This window comes from Limosilactobacillus caecicola (genome assembly GCF_943192935.1).
In the GTDB taxonomy this organism is placed as follows: Bacteria; Bacillota; Bacilli; order Lactobacillales; family Lactobacillaceae; genus Limosilactobacillus; species Limosilactobacillus caecicola.
The window spans coordinates 20,593-34,682 of sequence record NZ_CALPCI010000004.1 but is presented as its reverse complement, the minus strand read 5'-3'; the positions used below and the strand labels follow the sequence as shown (position 1 = coordinate 34,682).

The 14,090-nt window shown below is 43.6% G+C and carries 11 protein-coding genes and 1 pseudogene; 6 read left to right on the top strand and 6 right to left on the bottom strand.

Annotated features, from left to right (window positions below):
• Positions 1–26: 26 nt before the first annotated feature.
• The 6 genes and pseudogenes from NFR43_RS06510 to NFR43_RS06485 all read left to right on the top strand — a co-directional run.
• Positions 27–264, top strand: a pseudogene (locus tag NFR43_RS06510) (glutamate--cysteine ligase); the annotation flags it as partial.
• A gap of 78 nt (positions 265–342) precedes the next feature.
• Positions 343–951, top strand: coding sequence for a sugar permease (locus NFR43_RS06505; RefSeq protein WP_251547642.1), 609 nt, complete (start codon positions 343–345; stop codon positions 949–951).
• Between the two features lie 132 nt (positions 952–1,083).
• On the top strand, positions 1,084–1,707 hold the full coding sequence (locus tag NFR43_RS06500) for a DUF1919 domain-containing protein (protein WP_251547640.1): 624 nt from the start codon (positions 1,084–1,086) through the stop codon (positions 1,705–1,707).
• A 14-nt stretch (positions 1,708–1,721) separates the two neighbouring features.
• The gene (locus NFR43_RS06495; RefSeq protein WP_251547638.1) at positions 1,722–2,588 is read left to right on the top strand and encodes a glycosyltransferase family 2 protein; all 867 of its coding nucleotides are present in this window, start codon (positions 1,722–1,724) and stop codon (positions 2,586–2,588) included.
• A gap of 10 nt (positions 2,589–2,598) precedes the next feature.
• Positions 2,599–3,789 (top strand): glycosyltransferase family 8 protein, encoded by a 1,191-nt coding sequence (locus NFR43_RS06490; RefSeq protein WP_251547636.1) that lies wholly within the window; start codon positions 2,599–2,601, stop codon positions 3,787–3,789.
• 281 nt (positions 3,790–4,070) lie between these two features.
• Positions 4,071–8,075: a mucin-binding protein gene (locus NFR43_RS06485; RefSeq protein WP_251547634.1), complete on the top strand. Its 4,005-nt coding sequence runs from the start codon at positions 4,071–4,073 to the stop codon at positions 8,073–8,075.
• Between the two features lie 58 nt (positions 8,076–8,133).
• Here the strand turns inward: NFR43_RS06485 and NFR43_RS06480 are convergent, their stop codons facing one another.
• From NFR43_RS06480 to NFR43_RS06455, 6 genes are read right to left on the bottom strand one after another with little or no spacing between them, the layout of a single operon-like run.
• Positions 8,134–9,000, bottom strand: coding sequence for a glycosyltransferase family 2 protein (locus tag NFR43_RS06480; protein WP_251547633.1), 867 nt, complete (start codon positions 8,998–9,000; stop codon positions 8,134–8,136).
• A 15-nt stretch (positions 9,001–9,015) separates the two neighbouring features.
• The gene (locus tag NFR43_RS06475) at positions 9,016–9,909 is read right to left on the bottom strand and encodes a glycosyltransferase family 2 protein (RefSeq protein ID WP_251547632.1); all 894 of its coding nucleotides are present in this window, start codon (positions 9,907–9,909) and stop codon (positions 9,016–9,018) included.
• 34 nt (positions 9,910–9,943) lie between these two features.
• Complete coding sequence (locus NFR43_RS06470; RefSeq protein WP_251547631.1) at positions 9,944–10,822, bottom strand: glycosyltransferase family 2 protein; 879 nt, start codon at positions 10,820–10,822, stop codon at positions 9,944–9,946.
• A 17-nt stretch (positions 10,823–10,839) separates the two neighbouring features.
• Positions 10,840–11,841 carry a hypothetical protein gene (locus NFR43_RS06465; RefSeq protein WP_251547630.1) on the bottom strand — a complete coding sequence of 334 codons (1,002 nt, stop codon included), beginning with the start codon at positions 11,839–11,841 and terminating at the stop codon, positions 10,840–10,842.
• A gap of 12 nt (positions 11,842–11,853) precedes the next feature.
• On the bottom strand, positions 11,854–12,861 hold the full coding sequence (locus NFR43_RS06460) for a beta-1,6-galactofuranosyltransferase (protein ID WP_251547629.1): 1,008 nt from the start codon (positions 12,859–12,861) through the stop codon (positions 11,854–11,856).
• Positions 12,862–12,863: 2 nt separating this feature from the next.
• Positions 12,864–14,066: a glycosyltransferase family 8 protein gene (locus NFR43_RS06455; protein ID WP_251547628.1), complete on the bottom strand. Its 1,203-nt coding sequence runs from the start codon at positions 14,064–14,066 to the stop codon at positions 12,864–12,866.
• Positions 14,067–14,090: the final 24 nt, after the last annotated feature.

Sequence of the window (14,090 nt, the reverse complement as noted above, 5' to 3'; positions counted from 1 at the left end):
TCCTGACCTCCGATTATGAATTTCACGGCCCAGAATACACGGAAATTCTGGATGAATTAGAGGACCGGGTCTTGAATCCCGCTTTGCCCCCCCAGTGCGCAACTGCTGAACTATGTCCAAGACGGTTCATTGGAAGCATATGCTTTGCAACGGGCCAAACGTTACCAGGCTGCGGCTCTTGAAAGCCTGCACCCATTCCATGGCTTCGAAGATGGCAAGATTTATACGACTGCAGAATTAAAACAAGCATTGGATAATTTATAAACTAAACAGGGTGTGATGATAAATTTCCGTCATCACATCCTGTTTAGTTGTAAGATGAACCTAATAGAAGGTGACAACATGCGGCGCTGGTTTTTAATCGCAGGGGCAATTATTTTAAATTCAATCGGGCATTCAATGACCATCGTGACCAACATGGGGAGCATGCCGTGGCCGGCCTCAATTGTTAATATCATGCATACCATGGGCTGGACCATGACGGAGACAATCTTTACCGAAGGCACGGTGGTCATTTTACTGAATGCACTGATTGCCCGGCGTTGGGATTGGCGCGGGATCCTCAAAGAGTTTGGCTTTTTGCTGCCTTACAGTATTTTGATGCAGTGGTTTGCTGGCTGGTGGCGCTTCTTTGGCATTGACCGCCTCATGATCTGGTGGCGGCTTGGTTTCGACCTGTTAGGGTTAACAACCGCCTTTGTCGGTTTAGCGATCTACCAGAGTTGCCAATTTTGCCATCCACATGACGATTTGTCGGTGACCTTAAAGCACCATTTCAATGGGCGGTTCATGCAGGACTTCAATATGATTTTGCCAATCATTATCGTCGTGTTGTGCGGCTTGCATAACCAAGTGGTCTTTGCGGTGAATATCGGGACGGTTGTTGGCCTGTTCTGGCAAAGTCGGGTCGTGACCTTTTGTGACCAGTATGTGCTGGGGCAAATTAAGTGATCACTTAGCAATCATTAATGATAATAATTAACAAATTAAATCGATTCATCAATTATAGTCCGACTATGGTAAAATTAGATTTAGAATATCTATTTCATATGATGAAATAAATAATAGATGGAGTGAGTAAAGTTGCAATCGACAATTCCATTTGTTGACGAACCATTAGTAATTCGTCGTCAACAGCTCAAAAATCATGATTTTACAATTATTTGCCAAAACTGTGTTGGTGGATATATCTATCACCAAATGGGCATGAAATTTTTATCACCAACAATCAATCTCTTCTTTTTTCCAGCTGATTTTTGTGATTTTGTAAAACATCTTAGATTCTATCTTGAATCCGAAATGGTTGAAGATACTAAGGATAATCATCCGTTTCCAGTAGGAATTTTAGGAAATGCTGAACGTCAGATTCGAATTTATTTTAATCACTACCATGACTTTGATGATGCCAAACGCAAGTGGGTAGAACGGGCCAAACGAGTTAATTATGATAATATCTATGTTATCGGTGGCGATGCATACGGAGAGCCATATAGTGATGATGATTTTAAAGCGTTTGATAAACTACCTTATCGTCATAAGGTCTTGCTGACAGGGCGCAATGTTCCAGAGGTCAAGTCTTCGGTAATGATTCCTGATTGCAATATTAATGGTAGTTTGGGAGAATGGTGGAATAAGATTCCTCATAACGTACGTGGAAGTCTCCATTTTGAATATTGGAATTACGTTAACTTTTTAAATCAAAAATAGGTGGGAATTATAAAATGGTAGATGAAACGCCGAAGGTTTCAATGATTGTCCCGGTGTATAACTGTTTAAAATACCTGAAAGATTGCTTAGACAGTATTTTGAAACAAACATATCATAATTTAGAAATCATCCTAGTTGATGATGGCTCAACCGATGGTTCATTAAAAATCTGTGTGGAATATGCCCATCAAGATTCACGCATTCGAGTGTTCCATCAAGATAATCAAGGGGTTAGTGTGGCCCGTAACAACGGTATTAGTCATGCAACTGGTGAATACCTATGCTTTGTGGACGGGGATGATAAAGTGTCTGAGAACTACTGCGAGCATTTGGTTTCTTTAATTGAAGATGGTAACGCTGATATTGCGATGACTAGTTATCTGTTGCTGATTAACGATAAGTATTACGTTAATCAAACTCCTAATCCCGAAGATGAATCCTTGAATGGAATTTACCATCCTGCAACCTGGTTAGCGGCTTGCCATGATTACTTTGATGTATTTACCCCGGTGGTGATGTGGGGGAAATTATTTCGGCGCAAGTTATTTGAGCATGCTCATTTTGCTGATCAACTAACGATGGCGGAAGATGCCGCCATGATTTGGCAACTGTATTTGAAAGCGAGCCGCTTAGTGTTTAATAATCAAACTGATTATATCTACCGTCGACGACAAGGTTCGGCAGTTGATAGTCAGAACCCCGCGCCTTACCAGAAACGGATTGCTGAGGAACAGTTCAGTTTATTCCAATTGATTCGTTTTGATCCCGAAGATTTGGTTGCGGATTACCGATCGTACTTACAAGGTAGCATGCAAACAACTAATTTTCATTTAAGCAAGAATGCTGAATTATTATCAGCGATCATTCAGAAGAACAGTTGAGGAGATTATTATGGAAAAAGCCATTGCTATTTCAACCGACCCAAATTATATGATGCCCGTAGAAACCCTAATCAAATCAATCGCGTATAACAACCGTGATGTCAACATCTATGTGATTAATGAGGATCTTCCCCAGGAATGGTTCATTAACATGAATCAACGGTTGATCTCGGTCAATGTCAAAGTGATTGATACCAAGATTGATCCGGCATTGCTAAATGATGAGCAGGTCACGATTGACTACCTCAGCAAAATGACATATGCCCGGATCTTGATCCCGGATTTAATCCCAGCAGAGCGGGTATTGTATCTAGATGCGGATGTGATTGTGGACCGGAACCTCGATGACCTTTTTAACATGGATTTACAAGGGAATGCGGTTGCGGCTGCTGATGATTACTTTGGCGACTTCTTTAATGCCGGCGTGCTATTGATGGATAATGCCAAATTACGGCAGACCAACTTTGTTCACGATCTTTTGGAACGGGGCAAGAACGCACCAGCAGATAACGATCAAACGTTGTTGAATGATGAATTCAAAGACAGCCATTTGACGTTGCCTGGGACGTACAATGTTCAAGTTGGTGGTGACCTGGTGACATTCTGGCAACATGATGACGTGGACCGCTACGAAGATGAACTTAAGAAGGCTGAACCATACACCATTATTCACTACACCACCAACAGTAAGCCTTGGATGACCACGAATTCACTACGGTTGCGTGATAAGTGGTGGGAATATCGCAATCTCGAATATGACGAAATTGCTCAGCATGCTGCGCTCCCGAGTGTGGCGGTACCAGATAAGCAGGCCACGCTCTTTACCTTCACCAATGATGAAAATATTAAGGATCTTTACGAGCTTGCAAAGGCCCTCCCCAATTACGAATTCAATGTGGCCGCCTACACGTTAATGGGCTCCAAGTTAATCAAGGCCTTAGAGTACCCCAATGTTCATCTGTACCCTTCGATGACGGCTTATACTGCTCAACAAATGTTAAATTCTGCCGATGGTTACTTAGATATCAATTATGGTAGTAAGGACGAAGGAATGATTGAACAATACGTTCAAAAGGGGATTCCAGTAATTTCGTTTGAAGAGGTTGCAACCGAACGGTTTAAGGATCAGCCAAATTACCAAACGTTTGCTAACGATGATGTTGCTGGTGTTGTGGCAGCCATCAAAAACATTCACCACTAAACTTCTATAAAATATTGAACAGTTCTCGTTCACTTTTGGCGAGAACTGTTTTTATATTGTCATCTAATATATATGAACAATTGATCATGAATCCACATATAAATTGATTCATGAACGAATTTAACCTAAAGCACAAAACGTGGGTAGATCAATGGATTTGATAGATCACGTTAATTGAGGCTTTTTAGATTGTCCATATCAAACGATTATCAAATTGACATTTGTATAATTAGATTTATAGTAAAAGATGATTATAAAGGGAGTAAGGAAGGTTAACAAACATGTTATCAACTAATAATAAAAAATTAGAACAAACACGGATGAGCCAACAAAAACAACGGTTTGCTTTACGAAAGTTAACTGTGGGCGTGGCTTCTGTTCTTTTGGGGACCACTTTCTTTTTGGGAGGAGTAGCCCATGCCGATGCAAATTCGGAGGTTGCCGAATCCACTGATGTAACAACGACTAATTCAGGAGATGCTACTCAGGGCCAGCAAGTAACGCTTACTAATGGACAAACAAATTCGCAAACACAAAGCACCAGTGATTCAGCCAACCAAACTGGGATTGCCACTGACACGACCGCAACGACCACGGCAGCAACTACTGATCAAACAGCGATGATTAGTGCGCAAGCAGAGGTAAATGCGGATCAATCAAGCCAGTATGATACTACTGTGCCGGTCTTCTCTGGCACGGTTAACTGGCAGGCGCAATCAACCTACCAAGCTGGTGATACGGATACCATCCAATATGTTATTCAATCCGGGAATGGCTCCAATTCTGTCCGGACGGTAACCTATGATCGCTCCTCACAATACTTGTTGATTATCCCGGCCGGCTTTGATGCCACGACGAGTGACTTGTCAATTGTCAGCGGTAATAACGCCGATTATCAGTTTGCGATTTCCGATGTTCAGGACTTAGGAAACGTTGGACCAGATGAAGAACGGGTCTTCTTAATTACCTTAGCGCAAACCCCTTCATGGACATCGCCACTGGTGATCCAAGCTAAGATCACTGCCACCAGCAATGGTGCGGGTGCTCATACATACACTCAATGGAGTAATCAACAATTATTATTAGGGGTGAGCGGGAATTTACTCCCTGACTTCCCTGGTTATGGTGGCTCAACTTACACCTACAACTTTGGTGGTCAAGAGTACACAACGGTAACGTCTAGCATCGCTTTTAATGGTCAGCAAAGCGGTACTATCTCATATACGGTTGTCCCAGGTAAACAAGCACTCGATACGAGCGACTTCCAAGTAACTAACATTAGCGCAAAAGCCACGGATGGAGCAACGACTGCAGATCTGGGCTATGAAGAACTTGACCCAACAATTAAGATTACTGGTACTGTTAACGATGGTGACTATATTGATTTCCATCTTGGCTTGCCATACACTGACTCTGATGGTAATCAGGACGAAGAACTGTATGACAATACGTTAGTCAAGGATCATGGGGACATTATTTACCAAGGCAAGACGATTGGTACGGTTTACAACATGGGGACCTACTATCGTTTGGTTTTCAACGATAACGTTAACCAATTCGGCCAAGTAGAAGTGACACTGCAATTAAGGTGGGGTGCCGATACTCAACAGGCATCCGTTAATGCCGGGAAGGTCTACGTCTATCAAGCTACTGATGATGCCAATAAGGACACCACAAGCTTTGACTTCACGCCACAAAATGACGTTACCATCAATGGTAAATCTTATAAGAGTGGTCTCACAGTGAAGGGCCAATACATTTATACGGCTGAACCGATCGCAACCGGGAATGTTCATTTTGGAACGGGGGCATCGTATTCAGTTAACCGGACTTGGGATCAAAATAATCAAGTTCAAATTAATACTCTTTGGCATAACAACTACGGTGTCGCTTTCTCGACCCAGGATCATGGAGATGAATTTGAACTTCACCTGACTTATCACGTCGACCCAACTGGCCACATTAATTACTCAGTATTGTCCGCGGATGAAATGAAACAACAGATTCTCGATCACATTGCTACTCCGGACCAGCAGAACATGTCTGATCAAGTAACGGATGCTGACGGGATCTATACTAAGTTGGATAAGATCAAGGGTGAGAAACCAGACGTTGATGTCACAGTCACAAAGACGGAAGAAACGAGTGATACTGATCCCAACACGAAGAATGTTACCTGGCACGTGAAGTTGACGAATAAAGATACGAACAGTCAAGTACCAATTCGCTTAACGGGATCGGTCATTGTTGCGACAGCTAGTGCTAATAACTTCACCCTGCCAAGTGACGTTACCAGTTATGATGAAGATCTTGCGGCAGCTAACAAGGTCATTAATGGCAACTACGGTTCGACTCCTGAAAAGTCGGCTGCAACTGGCAATACCGCCCTCATGGAGGCTTTGCAGAATACGACCCCAATGACTGCGTACGTCACGGCAATCAAGGATGGTAAAGTCGTTGACACATCAGGTACGTATGGTTCGCCATGGTACGCAAGTATTCAATATACTGGCGGTAACTTGACTGGTGGCGGGAATGTGTCCGACCTCGTTGCCGCAACGATCACAATTAAAGATGCTGATAACGGGGAGACTTTAACACCGGACGGCCTTACTTATCAAGGTAGCACGGGTACCGCCATCACCTTTGATGGCCTGCAGGCTGCTTATGATGCATTAGTTGCCCAGGGATATACTTTTGTTAAAGCCGTGAGCGTACAAAATGGCACTGAGACATCGTTAACTGATCCTGACCTGACGAAGTTAGATAGTGACACTTTTGGCGCCGCAAGCAAGACGAATAACAGTTTTGTTATCTACATGGCAAAACCTAAACAACAAACCCAGATCGCTACGATTGAATACATCGATGAAGACAATAATGGGCAGGAATTATCCCACGAACAAGCTGAAGGCAAAGTTGGTGATGCCATCAGCTTCACTACCGATCCAGCAACGCAGATTGCTGACTATATTAGTCAACATTACGTACTAGCAAAGGTCACGACACCGGACGGAACACTTAGCGGTGATCAATTGAAGAATCTAGATTGGTCAACGTTGTTAGGTCAGTATGGATCAACGTCAGCCGACTTCAAAGTTTACTTTACTCACCAAACGCAACCAGTTAACGATGAAAAGACGATCACAGAGGCCGTCCACTTTATCAATGATGACGGTACTCCAGCGCGGGATGATTATACAGCAACAGTGAAGTTTACGCGTACCGGTACTGAAGATTTAACTGATGGTACTAAGAGTTGGGGTAACTGGACACCAACGACCGCTGAATTTGGGGAAGTCGACGTTGCTGCACCAGAAAATTATCACGTTGTTTCCGCTAAATTGGCCGATGGGACTGATGTGCTAGATTCAACTAGTCAACAGGTCAAGGCCCAGTCGGTAACTGCTAACTCAGCAGATTTGGTAATCACCGTCCATTATGCTCATGATGAACAACCTGTGGAACCCGTTAAGACCAGTTCCGCCACGATCAAGTACATTGATGATGACAATAATGGCGAGGTATTGAAGAACGAAACCGTTCAAGGAAAAGTTGGTGATGCAATTAGCTTTGCTACCGCACCAGCAGACCAAATTACGGATTATCTCAATCAGCATTACCAATTGAAGAGTAGTAACTTCACTGCAGGCGACCTGTTTACCGATGATGATCAGATCTTTGAGGTTCACTTGACTCACGCCAAGACAACGGTTAGCCAACAGGCCAGCGCTGTTGAGACGATTGATTACAAGTATCTCGATGGCCAAACTGCGGCACCAACGAACCAACAAACGATTACTTATACCCGGACCGGAATTAAGGACCTGGTTAATAATCAGACTACTTGGGGTGCATGGCAAGCTGAGGGGGCCTTCAAGGCGGTTACTTCACCAACGATTGATAATTATCAAGCAAGCATTGCGGTTGTTGAAGTACCAGCGGTAGAGACGAGTCAATTGTCGGTTGACCAACCACTGAATTTCACTTACCACGTTACTTACCGACAAGTGGAACAGCCAACCCCAGAGCAACCGGAAACACCAACGACTCCTGATCAACCAGCCACACCAACTGAACCGGATCAATCGGTAGTGCCAACTCAACCGGTAACCACTGACCAACCCGCTGTGGCAACACCAACGACAGCCACGCCAGTTCAAGAAAAGGCAAAGGCTGCACAGTTGCCACAAACTGGGAACCGTGATAATACTGGCTTGGTTGCTCTTGGTTTTGCATCATTAATTGGGATGCTTGGTTTAACTAAGCGCAAGAAGCAAGATTAATTTAGTAATACAAAAGGAGCTGAGAAAATTTTTCTCAGCTCCTTTTTTGCGGCTTAAATTAATTATATTGATCGATAATCTCTAACTTCAAAACTGCATTTAGGTAGTCATCGTAATCACCATTATCCAGTGCGTGGTCACGATGGTACTTCAGACGGTTCACGTATTCGGCTAATTCTTCTTGCACGTTGAAGTCGATCAGTGTCAGAATCGCGGTACGTTCTTCCAGTGCCGCTAACGAATGATGATCTTCGGTTTCATAACGATAAGTAGCAGAGTGATCATTTTGACGAACCACGTACATTGACCGGTTCACGTAGGTAATATGGTCAGCCATTAAGTAGATTTTCCACGTGGTGCCATCGCTAATACTCTTGGCTTCGTTGTCAAAATCCACCATCTTCAAGAGCTCCTTTTTAAAGAGTTTCCCGTAGATACTTGTGAAACACTGGTTGAGGTAATCCCGTTGTTGGTACTCCACCTTGAACCATTCTTCTGGCGTGAATGTCTTTTGATAGTCTTTAAGGGTGTGAATAAAGGTGGTTGCGTCGTCGTTATTAAATTCAAAGTAATTGGCAACCGCGACGTCAGCATCAGTCGTTTCTAAAAGCCTGTGTAATTCTGAAAGGTTAGTCTTGTCGCCCAAAAAGTCACTGGCGCTGACAAACATGATTTCATCACCATTACTAGCAGCAAGGCCGAGATTAAAGGCCGCTGCAGCACCCGCATGAGCTTGATAGAGCACTTTGAGATTATCATTATTCTGACGATAGTTTTCCACAATTTCAGCTGAATTATCTGTTGAACCGTCATCAACGAGGATGATTTCGAGATCTGGATAGTCCTGATTAGTAATGCTGTCAAGGCAATTAGCAAGGGATTGCCCTGCATTATAAAAGGGGATGATAACAGAAATGGTTTCCATCGGATTATTCCTCCATTAGTAAAATGTGTGCTTATATTTATTGATTAACGTGATTTTTTGCTGGGCATCTTTGAAGTTGGCACGTTCGGCCACTTTGAGGGCTTCGTTACGATGCTTTTGCAGTCGCCAGATGTACGGATTTTTGCCCCGTTCGATAATGTCATGAAAGGCAATCAGATTTTCTAGCGTCATCCGTTGCTCAATCGCGGGTAACGAAAACAGTTGGGCACTGTTGGCAACATCCGTGATACTTCCTGCTCGATTATTTCGATAAACGTAGATTGGCAGGTTACAATAGCTGATTTTGGTAGCTCGTAAATACGTTTTCCACATTGTCAGGTCATCTTCGTCAATCTTACCGACCGGGAAGCGGAGGTGATCAAACAATTGGCGCTTAAATAGTTTCCCCCACGGGGTGGAAAAACATTGACTAATGTATTCATCGTCAGAGTATTCATTTTGAAACCATTCATGGGGTGTGTAATTAATGACCGGGTGGTCGTCAGACAAAATATGAATGAGGTATTTACCTTCCCGCGCTTCATATTCATTGAAATTACCAACCGCGACGTCAGCATCATTAGTGGTCAGTAGTTGGTAAAGGAACGAGAGGGTGTCGTCACGGGCGAACCAGTCGTCGGCATCAACAAAGGTGATATAATCACCCGTTGCTTTCTCCAAGCCAGCATTCTTGGCTGCCGAAGTTCCTTGGTTTTCTTGGGAAATGATTTTAAAGCGCGCATCACCTTGTGCAAAACGTTGGCAGATATCTAGTGAATCGTCGGTGGAGCCATCGTTGACTAGGATCACTTCAAAATCAGGGTAATCCTGTTTACGGATGCTATTCAGGCATTCATCAAGAAAATCCTGACAATTATAGATTGGAATAATCACTGATATTTTTGGCACGGGGGTTCCTCCTATCTTTACCGTGGATTAGTAATTAGTGGTGATACTTATCGATAATTTGTTGTTTGAGCCGGGCATTTTTATAATTGGCGGTTTCTCCAATTTGGAGGGCGTTATTGTAGTGAATGGCCATCCGCCAGGCGACCGCGTTTCGGTTTTGTTCGATGATATCTTGGAAGCCGATCGCTTGTTCCATTGTAATTCGCTGGTCCATTGCCGGGAGGGAGAAGAGCCGCGCCCAATTTGTCGAACTGGTGATACTACTCTTGCGGTTATTCCGGTAGACATAGACTGCAGTATCAATAAAGGCGATCTGGTTGGCTTGTAAATATAATTTCCAATTTGTTAAGTCATCTTCATCAACCATGCCTTCAGGGTAAGGACACTTGGTCAGAACCTTTTTTGGATATAATTTGGCCCAGGGAGTTGAAAAACACTGGCTGAGGTTGTTTTGTCCCGCATATTCGTTTTGAAACCATTCATGAGGTGTTAGACATTGGACCTGGTTCGAATGGGTAAAGAGGTGGTAACTATTGTCAGCTTCATTAAACTCATCAAAGTTACCAACCACAATCTCAGCGCCGGTTTGTGTCATTGTGTCATAGAGGGTTTGAATGGCATTAGAATTGCTAAACCAGTCATCGGAATCAATGAAAGTAATCAGTTCCGCACTGGCGATTTTAACACCGGTATTACGGGCCGCCGATACTCCTTGATTCGCTATGGCAATCACTTTAATTCGTTGGTCCTGAGCCCGGTATTGTTGGCAAATTGCTAAAGAATTGTCCGTCGATCCATCATTCACCAGGATAATTTCTAAATCCCGAAAACTCTGATTGACGACGCTATCCAAACACCGTTCAAGGTAGGGAGCACAATTATAGACTGGAATAATAACTGAAATTGTGGCCATAACGCATTCCTTTCGCTTTAAGCAAACAAATTAAAAACTGTTCGAATCAGGGCCCGCTTAGTTAACCAGCCATTTCTAATCAATACGGCATATTGATCCACTGCATTGAGTAAGCTGGTGTAGTCGTCATCACTCATTTTTTGCACGATTTTTGGGATTTCAGCGAACGAATTTACAACTACGCCGAGATGGTTGGCCTTGATTAGTTCTACACATGAGAGATTAGCCGGAACGATCACCGGTAACCCTGCTGATAAATAGACACTTAACGCTAAAGTGGGATTATAAGTGTAATCCCGTTGCCAAGCAGGATGGGTTTCCCAAAGGAGACCAAAACCACCAGCATTATGTAAGTTGTCGGCTAGCTCTTGGCCAACAAAGTGGTTGGTGAAGGTAACGTTTTGGTGAGCGCCCCAGTCAGATGGCTTGGCAAAAATTTGCAAGTTGACTTCCTGAGAAGACCACTTGCGAAAATCATCTTGGTGCGGGTTAGGTCCCCAGTAATTCACGGTTTGTTGAAAAGCCGGTTTCCGGTTGGAATTAATTTGGGCTGGAAAGTCAAAGAGTTCCAACGTGGTGGTGTTGGTAATCGTCAGGCCATTTTGGATGAGAAAATCCAGCATTTGCTGACTAGGGGCAATCACGGCATCAGCACGGTTGAAAAGCTGAATTTCTTCCTGCAATAATTGTTTATCTTGCCGTCCCCGTTGTGAAGGAAGGTCCTGAATTAAAATGATGATGTTGGCTTGATAGGCATTCAGATGGTCAATGAACCGGTTGTCCCAGCGCTGATTATTAGATGCGGGGAATTGCATGATGACCGTATCATCCTTTGCTAAGGAAGCAATGATCCCATCAATCCGGTTATCTAAAATGTCGTCAGGTTCGCCATCCCAGTTGTAACGATAAATACCGAATTCCCGGTAATTTAAGTCGTTACAAGCGATATTCGTAACGATGTTTTGTGCTTCTTGGTTGTCGTTTGCGACACCGTGTAAATTTGTAATGTAAGTTTCCATAATTATGTCACCTTAGTTGTTAAACAACTTGTAAAAGGCATTAGTGAAGGCCCGTTTCGTGTAATTGCCTTCCCGAATGTTTGTAGCAAATCGATCGATGTCCACAACCATTTGATGGTATTCTTCAGGACTCATCGCAAGAACCTGTTGCTGTGCATCGTGCATATCGTTGGCTAGGATTCCCAGATGATGATCCTTGATCATTTGGGCCTGGGTCAAGGTTGGTTTAGCAATCACGGGGATTCCCGCCGCCAAGTATGTGCTGAGCTTAAAGGAACTGTTCATCTTCATGTAGTTATTCCAATACGGGACGTCTGACCAGACAAGACCGAACCCAGCATTTCGCCGCAAATCAATTAATAGTTCGGCGTCTTCGTGCCAGCCAATAAAGTCGATATTTTTGTCCTTACCCCAGTCATGAGGTTGGTCGTAAATACGCAATTTAACGTCATTCGAATCCCAGGCTTGGATGAACGCTGCCTTTGGGTCATTGGGACCAGCGTATGTCATCACTGGCTGATACGTTGGGAGTGGGCCTAGGTCCATTTTGGTTGGGTGGTCCATAATCCCAAGAATCGCCGTCTTTTTAACTGTTAAACCATGGTCATGTAAGAAATCCAGCATCTGTTGGGAGTGGGTAATAATGAGTTCGGCCCGGTTGTAGACCCCAATTTCACCGGCGAGTTGGTCGGCCCATTCAGGTACCATTTGGGACATAATGTCGTGAATGAAGATGATCACATGTACCCCATAAAGGGCCATATGATTTAGCAGGGCTTGGGTCCATTCGTTTGGTTGCCAGGTTGGCATCTGGAGGATAACCAGGTCATTGGCTTGTAAGGGGGCAATGATCCCGTCCATCCGACCATCACGCACTTCAGCGGGCTCTTGTGGCCAATCGTAGTGGTAAATTCCCATCGGACGGATGCCAAAATATTTTTCTGCGATATCAGCGATCATGTTTTGTGCTGTCTGGGCAGTTCCCCCGATTCCGTTGATATTAGTAATATATGCACGCATAATTAGTTCTCCCGTAAATTCTGGATTGTCATAATCATCGTTTGGACATCATTGCTTGGAAAACTTTGGTAGTTAATCGCCTCTTTGACATCCGAATTGACGTCGTCAAAGGACAAGATCGGTTTGCCAGTGGCCTGGAACTTTTTAATGAAGTCATTGTCCTTGGCACCATAGTTAATATCGAGGTAGGCGGCTGCCTGCTCAATTAATTTGTCCGTTACGGGATGAACAGCGGATGGGTAAAGGTGGAAGTTTTGGTACTTGATTAAACGGTTGAGGTGGTCACCAGTATTAGTCCACGCCACGACGTTAAAGGTCCAATTTGGCAGGGCAGTCACTAATTGTTCGATTGCTTCCACGTTTTCGCTATTGGTGTGGATGAGGAGTTGACCAACTTCTTGGTAATCAAAGATGGCTGGTAACGGTGCTGAAGCACAAATTTCACTCCATTCTAGATCATGGTACTGCCACCATTTATTACGGTCTCGACCAAAGGAGAATTGTTCCCATGGTTTCGTTGGACTAGTGAAGTGGATAATTTGTCCCACCGTTTCAGCAGTCTTCTTAAAATAATCGTGATCGTAGGCCGGGTAGTATTGACAGAGGAAATCGTAACCAATGGCGTAATTGTACTTTAACGGTAGGTGATAATAGGTATCGTCAAAAAATGCATTCAGAACGGATTGATCACCTTCGGCAAGTTGGTCATTATTCCCAGCTTCAAGCATTTCCTGAACGATGTGGGGATTTTCCTTTAATTTTGGCATGTTAAATAGGAGAACTCCTGAATTGAAATTGCCATCATACAGTAAATCTGGGACTGCCGCAATCGGTGCATCACCTAGATCCAGGTTGAATAATTCACTAAGCTCATGATCAACCACGATGTCACTGTCGAGGTATAAGACCCGGTCTTCGGGGATCAAATCAGGAATCATGATCCGCCCGTAAGACATTTCATTGATTTGGGGTTGGGAAACATGTTCGTCACTTAGCATATTTCCGTCTAATTTGACGTTGACTAATTGCCCCCCAATCGCCCGAATACGGTTATTGATATTACCAAACCACTCTTGTGGGATGTCTTTATTAATAATGTAAATTTTTGCATTGTGATGGTAGTAAAAGATAGATTTAGCGGTGGTTTCGATTTGGTTGATATAACCATAATCACCAGAGAGTGCAAAAACGAATTGGTCGGACATTATAAATTCCCCTTTATGATAAAT

Bases quoted from the DNA above. Each gene is read 5' to 3' on its own strand.
- NFR43_RS06505 (WP_251547642.1), top strand. From the start codon at position 343: ATGCGGCGCTGGTTTTTAATCGCAGGGGCAATTATTTTAAATTCAATC.
- NFR43_RS06495 (WP_251547638.1), top strand. From the start codon at position 1,722: ATGGTAGATGAAACGCCGAAGGTTTCAATGATTGTCCCGGTGTATAAC.
- NFR43_RS06490 (WP_251547636.1), top strand. From the start codon at position 2,599: ATGGAAAAAGCCATTGCTATTTCAACCGACCCAAATTATATGATGCCC.
- NFR43_RS06485 (WP_251547634.1), top strand. From the start codon at position 4,071: ATGTTATCAACTAATAATAAAAAATTAGAACAAACACGGATGAGCCAA.
- NFR43_RS06480 (WP_251547633.1), bottom strand. From the start codon at position 9,000: ATGGAAACCATTTCTGTTATCATCCCCTTTTATAATGCAGGGCAATCC.
- NFR43_RS06470 (WP_251547631.1), bottom strand. From the start codon at position 10,822: ATGGCCACAATTTCAGTTATTATTCCAGTCTATAATTGTGCTCCCTAC.
- NFR43_RS06465 (WP_251547630.1), bottom strand. From the start codon at position 11,841: ATGGAAACTTACATTACAAATTTACACGGTGTCGCAAACGACAACCAA.
- NFR43_RS06460 (WP_251547629.1), bottom strand. From the start codon at position 12,861: ATGCGTGCATATATTACTAATATCAACGGAATCGGGGGAACTGCCCAG.
- NFR43_RS06455 (WP_251547628.1), bottom strand. From the start codon at position 14,066: ATGTCCGACCAATTCGTTTTTGCACTCTCTGGTGATTATGGTTATATC.